The organism is Desulforegulaceae bacterium (genome assembly GCA_034006035.1).
Classification (GTDB): Bacteria; Desulfobacterota; Desulfobacteria; order Desulfobacterales; family JACKCP01; genus JACKCP01.
This window is the reverse complement of sequence record JAVETN010000003.1, coordinates 20,331-36,770: the sequence shown is the minus strand read 5'-3', so window position 1 is coordinate 36,770 and position 16,440 is coordinate 20,331. Positions and strand designations below refer to the sequence as shown.

At 31.1% G+C, this 16,440-nt stretch carries 12 protein-coding genes; 6 read left to right on the top strand and 6 right to left on the bottom strand.

The features are described from left to right. Nucleotides 1-38: 38 nt before the first annotated feature. Nucleotides 39-1,250, top strand: a complete 1,212-nt coding sequence (locus tag RBR53_03365; protein ID MDY0131686.1) for a TIGR03790 family protein — start codon at nt 39-41, stop codon at nt 1,248-1,250. Nucleotides 1,251-1,297: 47 nt separating this feature from the next. On the opposite strand, the gene RBR53_03360 is transcribed toward RBR53_03365, so the two are convergent. Then, complete coding sequence (locus RBR53_03360; GenBank protein ID MDY0131685.1) at nt 1,298-2,092, bottom strand: THxN family PEP-CTERM protein; 795 nt, start codon at nt 2,090-2,092, stop codon at nt 1,298-1,300. Between the two features lie 172 nt (nt 2,093-2,264). Next, complete coding sequence (locus RBR53_03355; GenBank protein ID MDY0131684.1) at nt 2,265-3,026, bottom strand: PEP-CTERM/exosortase system-associated acyltransferase; 762 nt, start codon at nt 3,024-3,026, stop codon at nt 2,265-2,267. 131 nt (nt 3,027-3,157) lie between these two features. Between RBR53_03355 and RBR53_03350 the strand changes: the two genes are divergently transcribed. From RBR53_03350 to RBR53_03335, 4 genes are read left to right on the top strand one after another with little or no spacing between them, the layout of a single operon-like run. After that, entirely contained in the window at nt 3,158-5,428 is a 2,271-nt protein-coding gene (locus RBR53_03350) for an MMPL family transporter (protein MDY0131683.1), read from the top strand. Next, a complete protein-coding gene (locus RBR53_03345) occupies nt 5,415-6,488 on the top strand; it encodes a hypothetical protein (protein MDY0131682.1) in 1,074 nt (357 codons plus the stop codon). Before RBR53_03350 ends, RBR53_03345 begins: the two co-directional genes overlap by 14 nt. 18 nt (nt 6,489-6,506) lie before the next feature. Beyond that, nucleotides 6,507-8,285 carry an AMP-binding protein gene (locus RBR53_03340; GenBank protein MDY0131681.1) on the top strand — a complete coding sequence of 593 codons (1,779 nt, stop codon included), beginning with the start codon at nt 6,507-6,509 and terminating at the stop codon, nt 8,283-8,285. A gap of 13 nt (nt 8,286-8,298) precedes the next feature. Continuing rightward, the gene (locus tag RBR53_03335) at nt 8,299-9,420 is read left to right on the top strand and encodes an SDR family oxidoreductase (GenBank protein ID MDY0131680.1); all 1,122 of its coding nucleotides are present in this window, start codon (nt 8,299-8,301) and stop codon (nt 9,418-9,420) included. A gap of 83 nt (nt 9,421-9,503) precedes the next feature. Here RBR53_03335 and RBR53_03330 read toward each other — a convergent pair whose 3' ends face one another. The 4 genes from RBR53_03330 to RBR53_03315 form a co-directional block, all read right to left on the bottom strand. Beyond that, entirely contained in the window at nt 9,504-10,283 is a 780-nt protein-coding gene (locus tag RBR53_03330) for a PEP-CTERM sorting domain-containing protein (GenBank protein MDY0131679.1), read from the bottom strand. A gap of 160 nt (nt 10,284-10,443) precedes the next feature. After that, nucleotides 10,444-12,327, bottom strand: coding sequence for an AMIN domain-containing protein (locus RBR53_03325; GenBank protein ID MDY0131678.1), 1,884 nt, complete (start codon nt 12,325-12,327; stop codon nt 10,444-10,446). A 15-nt stretch (nt 12,328-12,342) separates the two neighbouring features. Next, entirely contained in the window at nt 12,343-13,119 is a 777-nt protein-coding gene (locus RBR53_03320; GenBank protein ID MDY0131677.1) for an outer membrane lipoprotein-sorting protein, read from the bottom strand. Nucleotides 13,120-13,160: 41 nt separating this feature from the next. Then, nucleotides 13,161-15,434 carry a tetratricopeptide repeat protein gene (locus tag RBR53_03315; GenBank protein ID MDY0131676.1) on the bottom strand — a complete coding sequence of 758 codons (2,274 nt, stop codon included), beginning with the start codon at nt 15,432-15,434 and terminating at the stop codon, nt 13,161-13,163. A gap of 93 nt (nt 15,435-15,527) precedes the next feature. Here RBR53_03315 and RBR53_03310 point away from each other — a divergent pair, with 93 nt between their 5' ends. Next, entirely contained in the window at nt 15,528-16,379 is an 852-nt protein-coding gene (locus RBR53_03310) for a hypothetical protein (protein MDY0131675.1), read from the top strand. Nucleotides 16,380-16,440 lie beyond the last annotated feature (61 nt).

Sequence of the window (16,440 nt, the reverse complement as noted above, 5' to 3'; positions counted from 1 at the left end):
AAAAACTTAAGCAAGTCTTTATTAACAGCGGAGAAAAAATGATAAGAATTTTAAAATATTTTATTTTGTTTTATTTTGGGAGCATTTCTTTTGCTTTTGCACTTTTGCCTGAAGAGGTTCTTGTTTTGGCAAATAAAAATGCTGCAAAAAGTGAAGGTATTGCAAAATATTATATGGAAAAAAGAAATATTCCCCAAAAAAATCTTTTAACTCTTTGGATTACAGATAGAGAAACCTGCACAAGAAAAGATTATGAAACAAAAGTTATCCCCCCCATAAGAAGATTTTTAGAAAAAAATAAAAATATAAGATGTATTGTTAGTGTTTACGGGCTTCCATTAAAAATTTCACCCCCTGAGCTGAAAAAAGAAGAGCAAGAACAATTGGAAAAATTTAATGGTAAAAAACGATATATTGAGCAGTTATTGAAAAAAAATAAAAGCAACATAGAAATAAAGAATGAACTTAGTAAAATAAATCGGGAAATTCAAAACTATAAGAGAAGACTCGACAGAGCAGCCTCATTTGATTCTGAGCTTTTTTTGGTTAAAAAAGATGATTATGACTTAAAAATGTGGATTCCCAATCCATATTTTATCAAATTTACTAATAAAGAGTTGTTTGTGAAAAAAGAAGAAGTTTTAATGGTTTCAAGAATTGACGGTCCTGATTCAAAGTCATGTAAACGGATTGTTGATGATTCCATTTTCGCAGAGAAAAAAGGGTTAAAGGGAAAAGCCTATTTTGATGCAAGATGGGAATATCCCGGCGATAAAAAAGTTGAAGGATATGGTTTTTATGATAAATCTATCCATGAGGCTCATAAATTTATAAAAAAGAATAAAATTATGGAGACTGTTTTAAATGATGAACAAGAACTTTTTAAGGAAGGCGAATGTCCTGAAACAGCAATTTATTGTGGATGGTACAGCCTTGCAAACTATATTGATTCCTTTTCCTGGGAAAGAGGTTCTGTAGGATACCATATTGCAAGCAGTGAGTGCTCAACCCTTAAAAATCCAAACTCAAATGTTTGGTGCAAAAAAATGATAGAAAATGGAATTGCCGCTACAATAGGACCTGTTGGAGAACCGTATGTTCAGTCTTTTCCTGTACCGGAAGTGTTTTTTGCTTATCTTCTAACCAGTGGTTTGTCCCTTGGAGAGTCTTATTTGGTGAGTCTGCCTTATATTTCATGGAAAATGGTTTTAGTTGGAGATCCTTTGTACAGGATAAATTTGAAGAAATGATTTATCCCCAGTATAGAAGAATACTGGGGATATTAAGGATATTAAAATTAGTGTTTAATTTTTTTTCTGATTATTCCAGCAAAACCAAGTAGCCCAAGACCAAAAAGAACTAAAGTTGATGGTTCAGGAACAGGATTTCCTGGGCCTGATATAAGGTCTATAGAAAACCAGCTGTCTTTTGATGTAGACTGATTCTCTGGAGTTACAAAACCAAAATAATCCAATGAAGTATCAAGTCCTAATAGGCTTTTTTGATATTGAGTCAATGGGTCAAAGTCTTCAACACCAAAGATTGCTTCATAAGTATAGCCTTCAATTTCAAAGGTTTGTATAAGAGAATCGAAACCTGAAACCATGAAGATATCGCTTGGGTGGTTACTGTTATTTGGTGTTTCAAAAAATTGAATATCAAAATATTTATCCCAGCTTTGTCCTGTTAATCCTTCAGGAGTTATTGTAAGTTTTGAAGAAAGAGTTGCTGTTTCTAAATAGTTTGTAGTGTGGAAAATCCTTGTGGATATTGGATTATTTTCATGTGTTAAAACTATTCCACTTTTTTCCTCTCCCAATCCTATTGTTGAGTTAATTGAGCCAGGATTAACAGAGATAGAGCTGTGGGAAGAATAGGTACCTGTGATCCATCCTTTAGTTCCCCACTTCAATTTTGTTGGAAGGTTATTGTATTCAGGATTAGGGTTAAGTCCTTCTACTCCACTGTTATAGGCTGAAAAACCATATTGGATATTAAAGTTCCAATTGTTTATTGGTGCAGCAGAAGTTGATAAAATAGAAAACAATAAAAATAACGATGTGACAGTGATGATTAATAAAAATCTTTTCATAGCATTTCCTTTCAATTTTTTGTTAAATTATATGGCAATGATTATATTAAAAACTTTTGATTTAAACAACATATATCTTAAATTTTATTAAAATATTATTTCTATTTTAAATAAAATATAAATTTATTTAGATACAAATATGAAAAGAATTGTTTTTTTAGAACTTGTTTGTTTATAAGCCCTTAATTTTTTTGTAAAAATCAGGGTAAAATTCTGGTTCCAAGCCATTCATCATTACTTCAAACATATTGGGATCAATCCGGTAAAGTTCTTTTTCAATTTCGTCTACTATGCCTAAGTAGGGAGTTCTCCATCCGTGATAAAAAATCTTTTCACCTATAGGATGAAAAATAAAACCGTATTTTCTTAAGGCAAAAAAGAGTTTATCTTCTGTTATCATATACCAGTGAGTGATGCCGTTTCTTTTGCTTTCATGATACATAATCTGACACAGACCTAAAATAATTATAGGATTTTTTCTTCCTAACATTTCTTTTGGGATTTTTCCATCGTCTGGTAAAATACCGCCTTCTTTTTTGGTCAGGTAGGATTCTATGCCATAGGCACCATCTTCTTTGCGTCTTCTAAGATCTTTTGAAACTGTTAACCGGGAAACTTCAGCTATTTTATCCTTGTCAGGTTTTTTTCTAACAAAAGTTAAGTTTGGAATAGCTTCAATGGGAAATCCTTTTGGTGAGTTTAGAACCAATCTTATGGTTCCGACAACAGAGTCGGATTTGTTAAGGCATGCAATATGAATTGCTTCATTTTCGAATTCATCAGTTTCAAGCCCGTCTTGGTGGTCATCTTTTTTTTCAAATCCGAATTCTTCAACATAAACTTCATAACGCATTTTGAAAGTATCTTTTTTGATATTTTCGTCATCAACGATACCAAAGCGGAAGTTACCGTATTGTTGGCTATTTTTTATCATTAATATTTACTCTGTTTTGAGTTTGAATTAAAAGAAAGAATGTTTTATTATTAATCTTAAAATGTTTAATGTCAACTCAAATTATGGTCAGTTTCTTTATTTTTAGGATAATAAAATCAGAAGGTTTATAGATGAAAATCTTTATTAACAGGTACGTAGTTATCATTTTATCTTTGATCTTAACCCTTCCTTTTTTGATCAAGCTTGGAAAGGTTAAAGTTGAAGATAATGTAGATTATTTTCATGATAAACAAAATCCGGATATAAAGTTTTATGATTCTTTTAAAAAACTTTTTGAAAATGATGAGTTCTTTATAATTGCTTTTAAAAAGAAAGATATTTTTACTTCAAAGAATTTAAAAACAATTAAATTAATAACCAAAGATTTGGAAAGCTTAAAAGAGGTAAGGGAGGTAAAAAGTCTTTCCAACATTGATCATACTCTTGGCGAAAATGAGTTTTTTATTGTTAAAAAATTTTTGGAAACCATACCGGAAGACAAAGATGAATTAAAGAATTTGAAAGATGAAGCCTTATCCAATCCTTTGTTTGAAAAAAATTTTATATCAAAAGATGGGAAAACAGGAGCCATTATAGTTTATGTTTATGAAAATACCGGGGATAGTGAATATCGAAAAAAAACAATAAATAAATGTCGAAGTAAATTAGCCGAATATAAAGCTGAAACTGGAGAAGTATTTATTGGTGGCTGGACAATCACAAATTATTATTTAAGCCATTTGATGCAAAAGGATCTTAAAAATTTTATCCCAGTAACCTACCTTTTTATTACCATAGCAATTTTTTTAATTTTCAGGAACTTATGGCTTGTTTTTTTGTCTTTTTCAAGCATTTCTTTGTGTATGATTTGCACAATGGGTGTTTTTTATTATCTGGGTATAAGCATCAATAATGTAACAACAATAATTCCTCCTCTTGTTATGGCACTTGCTCTGTGCGACACTGTACATATATTTTCTTATTTGGGTAATTATTCTTTTGAAACAAAAAGTGAAAAAAGAGCAAATATCATTGTTATTTTAAAAAAATTATTTTTGCCGTGTTTTTTGACAAGCTTTACAACAGCTATTGGTTTTGCATCTTTATATGTAAGTGAAATTCCACCAATAAAAGACTTTGCCAAAGCTGCTACCATAGGTATGGTTTTTGAGTTTGTTTTTGCATTTACTTTTCTTCCTTCAATGCTTCTTTTAGTACCATTTGAAAAAGCTGTTGAAAGAAAATCTATATTAAATCTAGATAAATTATTAGGTTTAATTTCTAAAACTGTAAGATCTCATTTTATGCTCATTAATTTTATTGGATTTTCAGTTATTGCTGGTTCTGTTTATTTTACTTTAGATATAAGCACAGAAACAAATGTTATAGAATATTTTAAAAAGAATAGCGATATTCAGAAATCCAACCAATTTATCAAGGAAAATCTTGCCGGCCTTTCAACTTTTGACATATCAATTCAAGGAAAAAAAGAAGATGCTTTTAAGGAGCCTGAGGCCTTAAAAGTTATTGAAAAGATTCAGACTTATATGGACAAAATAAAAGGAGTGGATAAAACTCTTTCCTTTGTTGATTTTTTAAAAGATATGAACAAGTCATTTCACAATGAAAATGATGATTTTTTAATAATTCCTGAATCAAGAGAGATGGTTTCTCAATATCTCTTAATTTATGATTCTGATGATATAAAAGAATATATTAATAACGATTTTGACCATGCACGAATTTCTGTTAGAATCTCTGAAGATTCAACAAAAGAACAAAAGATAATAATCCAAAAAATAAATGCTTACATTGAGCAGTCAGGTTTTGATGGTTTTAGTGTTCGAATAACAGGACGGGTTTTCAATGATGTTATTATGATAGACAGTCTGGTAAGAAGTCAGATTTGGAGTCTTTTTATTGCGGGTTTTATTATTATCAGCATTATGTTTGTAATAATGAAGTCTTTTAAACTTGGCTTCCTGAGTATAATACCTAATCTTTTACCAATTATAATCAACTTTGGGATCATGGGTTTTTTTGGGATACCCTTAAATGCAGCTACAGCTCTTATAGCTGCGGTTGCACTGGGGATAGCAGTTGATGACACAATTCATTTTTTAACTACTTATTCCAAGTATTCTAAAGTATCAGCCACTGCCTCACAAGCTGTTGATCTTACAATTATGGATAAAGGAAAAGCAATAATCACTTCATCTTTTATTTTAACCATTGGATTTGGAACCCTTGTTCTCAGCTCCTTTGTTCCATCCATATATTTTGGTCTTTTATGCTCAATAATAATGGTTACTGCTGTTATTGGGGATTTGCTTTTTTTACCGTCTTTGATTTTGTTTACATATAAAATAAAAAATAGGGAGATTGCTGATGAAGTCTTGTAAAATTTGTCTACTGCCTGAAAAAGTTCCTGAAGCAAATATTGACAGTACAGGTATCTGCAGTTTTTGCAGGGGAGATAAAAAGTCAGACTATGCAGTAAATGAACAATTAAGGCAGGAATGGAAAAAAGACCTGGAAAAAGCACTTTCAGAGTGCAAAGGAAAGGGTGAATATGATTGCCTGGTTCCTATAAGCGGAGGCAAGGACAGTCTTTATTTAGCCTATAAACTTAAATATGAATATGGCTTGAAAGTTCTTGGCTACACTACAAATATAAGCATTCCAGATATAGCTCAGGAAAATATTAAGAGATGTTTAAGCAAAATTGATATCAGGCATTATTCTGATTCTCCACCAGAAAGTTTTTATAGAAAAATTTTCAGTTACCTTTTAAAAAATCAAGAGGAACGTGGCGCTGTTTATACTATTTCATATGTTTATGCTCCATTGTTTGAAGGAGATGCAATTAAACTTGCCATAGAAAAAAATATACCCTTGATATTAGCTGGATATTCACCGGGACAGCCTGAACCGGAAAGAATGACATATGAGTTTTCAAGAAAATTAATTTGTGAAACAGACTGGACACCTCCTGGATTAATTAAAGACAATGTTATTACTGATGAGGAAATTGAGCTTTTTTACAATCCCCATAAATATCCAAAAGGAACAAATTTTCCAAGATACCTGGCTCCTTTTCATGCCTGGGATTATAATCAGGATGAAGTTATGAAGTTTGTTGTTGAAAAGGGACTTGTCCAATCTAAAAAACATGCCAATCCGATTTACAGCAATTATCCTATTAACTGGCTTTTGATGTATTCAGATTTGAAGTTTTTTGGCTATAATCCATATCATCCAGAGTTTTCTCAATTGATAAGAGATGGAAAGGCAAGCAGAGTATACTGGAAAATAATGACTCCTATAGTTAATTTTATGATCAAAAACATGGTTTTTCTTGGTAAAGATGCAAAAAAAAGTATGGATTGGCTTGGAATAAATGAAAAGGATTTAAAAATAACTAAGCCAAGGGGATATTATGATCCTGAACTTCCTTCATAAGGAAAAAGGGGATTTAGTATGTATAAAAACATTCCGGATATGCTGAAAAAAAGAGTTGAAAAATCGCCAGAAAGAACGGCTCATTTTACTTTAAATGAAAAAGGTCAATGGGAAGGGCATTCATGGTCAAAATTTTATGTTTCTGCCTTTGAAATTTCTGAGAAACTGTTTAATGCAGGTTTGCGTTTAGGTGATAATATTGCTCTCATAGCTCCCACATCTCTTTTGTGGGAATATATTCAAATGGGGATACTGATTGCCGGAGGTACTGTAGTTGGTATTGATCCTGGTGAAGATCTTTTAAGCATTGAAAAAAATGTTGGCCTTTGTTCTGTCAAAGGACTTATTGTTCAAGATCCCAGCTTTTTGGAAAAATTAAACAAAGAAACTATTAATAGGTTAAGATTTGTTGTTTTTATTGATGGAGCTGATTTTGAATCCAGTAATAATATATTTTCTCTTAATCAGCTGAAAAGAAAAGCCTTTCCTGAAGTTGATATAAATTTGAAAAGTCCTGCTACAATGATTTTTACATCAGGTACAACAGGAGAGCAAAAAGCAGTTTTATATACACACGAACAGGTTTTAGCTGCTTGCAGGTCTGTGATTAATGCTTTTGATGATTTAAATAGTGAAACAAATCTTGTTTGCTGGCTTCCTTTGGCAAATCTTTTCCAGAGAATGATTAATTATTGTGCAATTGAGATTGGTGCTAATAACTATTTTGTAGAAGATCCCAAAAAAATTGCCAAATTGATTCCCCAAATAAATCCCCATATTTTTATTGGAGTTCCAAGGGTTTTTGAAAAAATTTATTTTGGTATTCAATCAGAAATTGACAAAAAAAGTAAGGTAGCCAGGTTTCTTATTAATTACTCAATAAAAAAAGGTGAAATTATTTCAACGGATCTAAGAAATAAAAAAACAACACCTTTTTTAACATTTTATATTTACAAAATACTTGATGCTTTGATTTTAAAAAAAATCAGGTCAATTTTTGGTGATAATCTTAAATATATGATAAGCGGTTCCGCACCTATGCCTTTGTGGCTTCTTGAAAAATTCCATGCTATGGGTTTTTTGGTTCTTGAGGCTTATGGGATAAGCGAAAATATAATTCCAAATTCCATTAATACCTCAAAAAATTTTAAGTTTGGTACTGTTGGCAAACCTCTTTCTGAAAATATAATAAAAATAGCCCCGGATGGGGAGTTTTTAATAAAAGGGCCAGGTCTTTTTTCCGGCTATTATGGGAAGAATAAAGATGAATTTACCTTTGATGAAGAAGGGTTTTTTGCAACAGGAGATTTTGTCAGAAAAGATGAAGATGGATATTTGATTATTGAGGGAAGAAAATCAGAAGTATTTAAAACTTCAACCGGAAGAAAGATTGCTCCTGCTGGAATTGAAAATATTATAAAAGAAATTTCATATATTGAGCAGGCTGTTGTTTCGGGAGCACAAAAAAAATTCATTGTTTCAATTCTTGCTGTTTCAAAAGATTTTTTTAATGAAAAAGGCAAGTTTTCCATTAACGAAATTTTAAAAGAGATTAATGATGATATCTTTTTTAAAATAAAGCATTTACCCGATTATAAAAAGCCAGTTGGGTTTATAGTGAAATTTAGTGAATTCAGTCAAGAAAGTCATGAAGTGACAAGTAATTTAAAGCTAAGAAGAAAAGTTATAGAAAAAAATTATGAATCTGAAATAAATAAGATTTACGATTTTTTGGATAAAAAAGGGTTTTCAAAAGAGTGTATTCAGATTGATCAAACTGTTTTTATAATAATCTAATCAGAGGTGTGCCATGAAAAATTATTTCATAACCGGTTCAACAGGCTCTGTTGGAAGTGAAGTTGTGAAGCAGCTTATCAAAGATAAAGAAGTTAATTTTTATCTTTTGATATTTGCAAAAAATGATGCTGATTTAAAAAGAAAAACCCAACAGGTTTATAATTATTGGAAAATAAAAGATAAACCTGATGAATTAAAAAGGTTTTTTCCGTTGAAGGGAGATATTCGTTTAAATAATTTTGGCTTGAGTGATTCAGACTATGAGATGCTAACTGACAACTGCACTCACATAATTCATTGTGCAGGAAATGTAAGAATGAATCTTGATATTTTAGAGGCCAAAAAATATTCTGTCAATTCTGCACAAAGTCTGGTTGAACTTACAAGAAAATGCCTTGAAAAGGGCGTTGGTTTTAAAAAATCAGAATTTATAAGTACTGTTGGTGTTGGAGGGAGAATAAGGGGAGCTGTTCCTGAAACATGGATAACTGATAAAAGAGAGTTTCACAATACTTATGAGGAGGCAAAAGCAGATGCTGAAGATTATATAAGAAAAAATTGTGAAAAGTATGATTTACCAATAACAGTTCATAGGCCCAGCATGGTTGTGGGTAATTCTGCTGACGGCAGTATTATTCATTTCCAGATTTTTTATCATTTATGTGAATTTTTGAGCGGAAAAAGGACTTCAGGAATTACAACTTCAACCGGTTCAACAAAGCTTGATACAATCCCTGTTGATTATGTTGCAAAAGCAATAATTTGGTCTAGCACAACTGATATTACAAAAGGAAGAATTCTTCATGAATGTTCTGGCCCTGAAAAATCAATATATATTTATGACCTGAGAAAAAAAGTTCAAAAAGCTTTTGTTAAAAAAGGAATTAAAATTCCAAAAACAATTTTTATTCCTTCTTTTGTTTTTAAGTCTTTACTTCCTATGCTTCGTTCTTTTGTTCCAAAGGAATATAAAAATGCAATAAAGACTTTGCCTGTATTTTTAGATTATCTTGAAGGAGAGCAATCTTTTTCCAATGAAAAAACAGTTAAGCTTTTGAGTGAATATAATATTGATTTGCCTTTTCCTGAGAATTATCTGGATAATGTTTTAAATTGTTATCTTGATAAGAACTAGGATTTTTTGCTAGTTAAAAGAAAATAAAAAAAAGAGGGTAAAAAATTACCCTCTTTTAATTTTGATATTTGAAAAACTTTAAATTAGTTTTTCATTCTTCTTCTGCCGATACCTGCAAGGCCAAGAAGACCAAGTCCTAGAAGAATCATTGTTGATGGCTCAGGAACAGCGTCAAACTGTACTGATGATCCAGGAGCATTCCATCCTATCATATACTCATTGGTAGTAGGGCCTAAGTCGAAAAGACTTGTCTGGTTGATTCTACTTCCAACCATACTGAATAACCATTTTTTGTCTACAAGATCTTGCTCTGTTGCTCCCCAAAAGTCAGGGTTAATGTCTTCAAACATAAAAGCTATGTCAATTTTCATTGAAAGACGATCGTTTCCTACTCCTATCAGGCTACCAGTAAGCTCACTTACTAAGCTCTCTGTGTAACTTAATTCTGCAATTTTAGTGTCATTTGCAATTTCAAAGTTGTTAGAGGAGTCCATATCTTTATACATCACAACATTTCCACTGGTGAAATAAATTTCACTGTCGCTAACATACTGTCCTGCAAAGGTGATATCTAGTAAAAGGTTTTTAGAAAAAAGGTTTGTTTCTACACCATATTCATCCTGGATGGTATTAAGTGACTGGGTAAATGTCTCTGTGAATGCTCCAGTTGTTTTATCCTGGAAGCTGAAAATATGAGATTGAAAGCTGTTGTATAAATTTCCCTCAGATATACCACCTAAATTCATGATATGAACATTATAAAAATTTGAACCTGTTCCGTCAGGGTCAAAGTTTACAGTATAAGCACTAACTGACCCGCATAAAAATAAAGTTAATAAAAATACTAAAAATGATTGTTTCATAGTCTTTTCCTTTTTTTTAAGTTTGGATAATAAATAATAGTTAAGTTCGATACTATATAAAATAATAAAAAATTACAACATTTTATTGAGCAAAATGTAAAAAAAAATATTTAGTATACAAAGGGTTGATTGAATGCGGTGGCTTTGATAAATCTGGAAATCAGAAAAAGTATCTAACATTTAGAAATAACTGACTGTTATCTTGATGTTTTCCAAATCCTGTTTTGTAGTTTCCATAAAAAAGATTTGCCCCTGCAGACAGTTCTATGTTTTTAAAATAGCTGTATTCAATTTTTGGAGAAAAGTATTTTGAGCTTGTGTTTAGATATAAAAAATACTCAAGTGCTATTTTAGTCCAGTAATTTGGATAGTCTTTGCTGATTTCTCCAAATAAAAAATAATCATTTTTGTCAGCATAAATAATTTCTTCCACATAGTCGTTTAAATACTGATGACCGAATTGAATATTAAAATATGTATTCCCCGGGGCCAGGTAGTCAGCCCCCAAAACATAGGTAAAGACAGGGCTTCTTACAGATGTGAGGTCTGATTTTAAAAATGTTTTTTTGTCTTGCCACAAAGCCTCACCTCTTAATCCAAATCCTGAAATTATTGTTTCAAATTCAAATCCATAGGCATTGGCTTTTTTATAATCCATTACAATTTTTTCATTTGTTAGGTCAGCTGGACTAATCGAAGAAGATATTTTATCAACAGAGAAATCTCCGTTGATATTTATATTCTTAATGGGAAAGTTGGAAATAAAAGGCTCATCTTCATTAAATTTATGCCAGGTGAATCCAAAATCAAGGCTTTTGATTGTTTTGAAAAGCCTTATTCCGTATTCATTTTCATTTTCCGGCTCATTTTCGCTTATTCCAAGGTTGTTGAAATAGTTTTTGACTGGCGGTGGTAAGCTGCTTTGTTTTACTTCTTTTTTAAGGTGGGGAAACCTTGACCAGTCGGTTTCAAAATTATTGTGTTTTGATTTTTTAAAAAAAGGGATATACAAGAACTCAAGATTAACAAAGTTTGAAAAAAGCTTTAAATCTGCCATCCATAAAGGAATTTTTCTGTCTTCGTAATCAGAAGTCACAAATTCTCTCATATCTTCAGGATTAAGAGTGTCAACCGGGCTTAGTTGATCTGTTTTTCCCCATCTTATTATTTGTTTACCCAGGGAAAAAGATATTTTGGGACCAAAATACTTATATGTCAGCTCATAAATATCAAAATCATATTCATTGAAGTTTTCATTGTCCCCAAAATAGAGAAAATCAGAAAGAACTGAGCAGGTAAGGGTTTTTTTGTATTTTGCTTCAACAATAGTTTTATTTCTAAAGCTTGTTTTGTTTTTTATTTTGTCCCTTGATTTTTTTGTATCTCTTGTTGCCTTTGTTTTTATAATTCCTGAAATTTTAAAATCCTTTTTTTCCGCAGAAGAAACTTCGCTGAAAATACCTTCTGCTGCTGAATTGTCAAAAGCAAAAATTATTTCTTCTGTTTCTTCTTGAAAATCAAATCCGCTGATTTGAGATTCTGTCTTGAGGGGGGGAGTTGGGGATTTTTTTTCCAGTTCTTTTGTTTCTACTTCTTTGTCTTTTGTTTTAATATTTGTGTTTTCTAAAGGGAAACTTTGTCCTTTGGAAAGAATGAAAACGTTCAATTTGGAAAAATGTTTTTTTGTATCTAAGGTTGATTTATAATCAAAATCAGCATCATTTTTTAAATCAAGAACTATTCTTGAAGTGTTTTTTTTAAATTGATTGGTTCTTATTTGTTTTACCTTATCTCCATTTACCTTTTTTTTGGTAATTATTTGGGGTATTTTTGAATTGTGAAGGTCAATTACAAGGCGTTTTGGATTTTCAAGAATAAAAATATTTGGATTTGGGGTATGTTTTATTAAAATTGTGAGTTTTTCATATTTGTTTTTTTTGGAAAAAGAAATATTTTGAACAACACTTAAAGCTTCTGCAAAAACATTTGCAGAAAAGCAAAAGAAAAAAATTAAAAAAAATATTGGAAATTTTGTTTTTGTCATTTTTTTTAAAGTTTTTTAATAGTATTCAAGTGTTTTCTGAGAAACTTCTTCTTTATTGAGATCAGTATTGTAAATGATCTTTTCTGTATTTATATATGTTTTTTGATTTTTGGTAATATCTTCCATTGAAACAGTCAGTTCTGTCCAGATTCCTTGAATTTTATTGAATTTTAAAACTTTGTAGGTTTTTACATGTTGATCTTTTTTATTGAAAAATTTAATCAAAATCGGAGTAAATGACTCTTTGTGGATCAGGCTTATTGTTTTGCTGTATTGGGATTGGGTTCCGGGTTTGGGTACAGCTAAAAGAATATAGCTGTCAATATTGTTTACTTTTGCATCCCCCTGAAGCTCGTAAGTATAGTTTTCTAAGGGGTGCCTTTCCATATCTTCATATGTGAAATTGCTGTTGACAAATCGCTGATCTTTTTGAGAAGAAACAATTCTTCTTGTTCTACGAAGGGCTGGTAAATATAGAAACTGGTCGGTTTCATATCCTTTTTTCTCAATGGCAAGAAATCCTGTACCTTCAATATCAGCCGGAGTCAAAAATCTTATCAACTGATGTTCCAATTTGTTTTCCAAATATCTTTTTACTGTAAAATTTCTTGTTCTTTTTCTACCGTTTTCATCAATTAAAACCATTTGAGAAGATGAAACAGAATTTGTCCCCCGGTCTCTATGAAAAGATTTGTATGCTATTTCTTCTGCATTTAGTTTTTCAGAAAAAACAGGCTTTGCAAATACACTTATTAGAAACAATAAAAGCAGTGAAAATTTGAAATGTTTCATTTTCTTTATCCTTAAATACAGTTTTACTGACAGGGTACTTTTTAATTCAGAGTTTCATAAAGTTTTTTAGCTTCTTGAGAACCTTCAAAAGTTTCACTGAGCTTAAAAGCAAGATCAAGCTGTTTTTTAGCAAGTTCTGGTTTGCCTTGTTTTTCATACGCAAGAGCAAGGTGATAATAAACTACAGGGTTTTCAGCTTTTTTCAGGCTGTCTGAAAATTCGCCAACAGCATTTCCGTAAAGTTCTTTTTTGTAGTAAACATAGCCCAGGGTGTCCATAATAGCAGGATCTTCAGGCATTATTTTTTTTGCTCTTAATGCATAGTCAAGAGCTTCGTTAAATTCTCCTTTTTTCTCTGCAAGAAGAAATGCAAGATTGTTTGCAGCAGGAGCAAAGTCTTTGTTTGCATCAAGAGCTTTTCTATAATGCTCTTCAGCCTTGTTATATTCTTTTTCTGACTCGTAAATCATCCCGAGCATCATATGAGTTGTTGGGGATGAAGGGTTTTTTTCAAGTATTTTATTATACTGATTTTTAGCTTCATCAATATTTTTCTTTGAAAGATAAATTGATGCAAGAGCACTATAAGAAGGGAGATAGTCAGGGAAAATCTTTATTGCTTCCATATAATCATTTTTTGCCTGGTCAACTTTATTTTGTGCAAGGGCCAGTCCGGCTTTTAAGTTGAAAACAAAAGCTTTTAGGCTGTTATTTGTTAAATTGTTTATTTTATCGGTGCATAATTTTTCTGCTTCTTTATACTTTTTTTGGAATATTTTAATCTTAACCAGTAAAACCAGTGGCTCAAGAAAGTCTTTATTAACACTTTCAGATTTGATTAAAAGCTTTTCTGCTTCCTCAAAGTTTTGCTCTTCTGCTTTAATTACAGCCAGGTTGTAAAATGCCAAGGCGTTTTTATTGTCTATTTCTGTAATTCTTTTATAGTTTTTTTGAGCTTCCTGAGTTTGTCCTGTTGCAAGATTTGAGTTTCCAAGAATCATTAAAGCTCTTAGATCTCTGGGATTGAGTTTAAGAACTTCTTCAGCTTGGTTTTTTGCAAGGGCAAAGGATTTTTGTTCAATATAGATTTCTGATAAAAGTAGTCTTGCTTTTATATATGACGGGTTAAGCTCTATTGCTTTTACTATAAAAGGGGCCGCCTGGTCAGTCCTGTTAAGTCCAATGTAGGCAATGCCGATAAAGTATTGTATTCTTTCTGAATTTGGCTCTTCTTTTTCAAGTTGAGTTAAAATATCAAGGCCCTCTCTGAACTCTTTTTTGTAAAGAAGTATTTCAGCTTTAAGAATCCTTGCAGAGAGCAGGTTTGGCCTTTTTTTAAGAATTTCAGAAGTAATTTTTTCAGCTTTTTCAATATTTTTATTTTTGTATTCAAATCTTGCCAGGGTAATCTTTGCATCAGGGCTATCAGGGTTAGCTGCAATAGCTTTTTTATATATTTCAATAGCTTTGTCGTCTTTTTGAGTAATGTCATAAAATCTTCCAAGAACAAGGTAGGGTCGTATATTATCCTGAGCATTTTCAACAGCTTTAATGTATGCTTTTTCAGCTTTTTCAGTATTATTTGTTCTTAGATAAAAATTTCCAAGGAAAAGGAAGACATCAGAGTCTTTTGGTTTTATTTCAGAGTTTTGAATAAGTTGATTTTCAGCTTTTTCAAATTCTTTTGAAGAAATATAAAAGCCTGCAAGTACATATCTTGGGCCACTTTCATTGGGTGCTGTATTCACAGCTTTTATTAGATAATTTTCAGCAGCTTCTAAATCATTGTTTATTATACTTAATTTCGCAAGTCCTTGGATAGAAGAAGTATGATTTTCATCAAGATTTGTTACTCTTTTAAAGTATTGTTCGGCTTCAAGGTAGTTTTTTTGCGAGAATAGAATTTCTGCTTTTAGATACAGACCTTCTATATTGTCAGGTTCTGAGCTGAGGAGTTTTTTTGTCCGTAAAAGAGCCTCTTCAGGTTTTTTGCCAAGAAAGTAAATTTTTGCCAGGTTTATTAAAACTTCATTGTTTTCAGGTGAAATTTTTTCAGCCTGGGCAAACATGGAAAATGCCTGTTGAGGGTTTCCAAGTTTTAAAGAAGTTTCTCCCAGTTTGATAAGAGCTTCAAGATAATTATTATCAATTTTTATTGCATTCTTTAGTTCAAGTTCTGCGTTTTTATATTCTCCTGAACTAAAATATTTAATTCCTTTATTGAGGTATCTTTCTTTTTTTGTTTGTTTATCAGTACAGGCAAAACTAAATGAAATTAGAGCACAAGCCAAGAAAACCCTCATTAAAAACTTCATTCTATATCCTCCGGAGATTTTAAAAAGCGTGGACAAAGTTAATTTTTTTATGTTAACACGAAAGTATTGTTAATTATTATGGAATCATTCTTTATGTCAATTGAAAAACCGGACAAAAGTATAAATAGCTATATTCTTCGTTCAGGATTTTACTTTATATTTTTTACACTGATTTTATTTAAATTCAGTTGCTTTTGCTGGCATGCTGAAAATGATATCAATGATGCCTTTTTTTTTCTGAATTGTCAAAAAAATAAAGATGAACTTTGTTCAGGCAGTTATGCTGTTTATGAAAACTTTCATAATGAAAAATGTTTGACACCTGTTCTTGTGTCTTCAAGGAAAATACCTTTGGCAGGTTCAGTAAATATAGATATTCCATTGTCTCGGTTTTCAAAAGAGGCTGTGGAACCTTCACAATATCTTGATCGGCTGATCGCAGTAAATTTAAGAATTAAAAATCTCATGGAAGAGTATGAAGAAATTAAAAAAAAGGCTGTTGTTCTTTTAAGCATGGATAGCCTGCATTTTTTTATTGAGAAAAATAAAGAAAAATTAAAATCACCTGCAATCAATAACAAAAAAGAGATTTATCTTTCAAAAACAAATATAGATAAAGAACTCAAAGGTATTTTAAATTCCAGTCCCTGGGCTGATTTGATAGCTGATTCAATTATCAATAATAATAATAGTTTAAAAACTGAAGCTAAAAGTTTTGGTTATAGCTATTCTTCGGCTTTGGAGAATAAGTATCTGGAAAAAGAAGATTTTTTAGAAAATATCAAATTGGATAAAAGCCCAGTTATAAACACAGAGCCACCCTGGATATTTACATTTTTTATTGGAATTTTAAAATTTATAAAAACCAAAAAATATGAAATTTTCTTTTTTTCTGTTTTAGCTGGATTGTTTCTTGTTTTTATAATCGGCAGGCCTGAAAGATGAAAAAACTTTCTTTGTTTTTTATGTTTTTTTGTTTGTTATTTGTTTTTTCCTGTAAAAAGGA

What these genes read in the sequence shown, in the direction of transcription:
- RBR53_03340 (MDY0131681.1), top strand. Translation starts at nt 6,507, where the DNA reads ATGTATAAAAACATTCCGGATATGCTGAAAAAAAGAGTTGAAAAATCG.
- RBR53_03350 (MDY0131683.1), top strand. Translation starts at nt 3,158, where the DNA reads ATGAAAATCTTTATTAACAGGTACGTAGTTATCATTTTATCTTTGATC.
- RBR53_03330 (MDY0131679.1), bottom strand. Translation starts at nt 10,283, where the DNA reads ATGAAACAATCATTTTTAGTATTTTTATTAACTTTATTTTTATGCGGG.
- RBR53_03355 (MDY0131684.1), bottom strand. Translation starts at nt 3,026, where the DNA reads ATGATAAAAAATAGCCAACAATACGGTAACTTCCGCTTTGGTATCGTT.
- RBR53_03360 (MDY0131685.1), bottom strand. Translation starts at nt 2,092, where the DNA reads ATGAAAAGATTTTTATTAATCATCACTGTCACATCGTTATTTTTATTG.
- RBR53_03325 (MDY0131678.1), bottom strand. Translation starts at nt 12,327, where the DNA reads ATGACAAAAACAAAATTTCCAATATTTTTTTTAATTTTTTTCTTTTGC.
- RBR53_03345 (MDY0131682.1), top strand. Translation starts at nt 5,415, where the DNA reads ATGAAGTCTTGTAAAATTTGTCTACTGCCTGAAAAAGTTCCTGAAGCA.
- RBR53_03315 (MDY0131676.1), bottom strand. Translation starts at nt 15,434, where the DNA reads ATGAAGTTTTTAATGAGGGTTTTCTTGGCTTGTGCTCTAATTTCATTT.
- RBR53_03310 (MDY0131675.1), top strand. Translation starts at nt 15,528, where the DNA reads ATGTCAATTGAAAAACCGGACAAAAGTATAAATAGCTATATTCTTCGT.
- RBR53_03365 (MDY0131686.1), top strand. Translation starts at nt 39, where the DNA reads ATGATAAGAATTTTAAAATATTTTATTTTGTTTTATTTTGGGAGCATT.
- RBR53_03320 (MDY0131677.1), bottom strand. Translation starts at nt 13,119, where the DNA reads ATGAAACATTTCAAATTTTCACTGCTTTTATTGTTTCTAATAAGTGTA.
- RBR53_03335 (MDY0131680.1), top strand. Translation starts at nt 8,299, where the DNA reads ATGAAAAATTATTTCATAACCGGTTCAACAGGCTCTGTTGGAAGTGAA.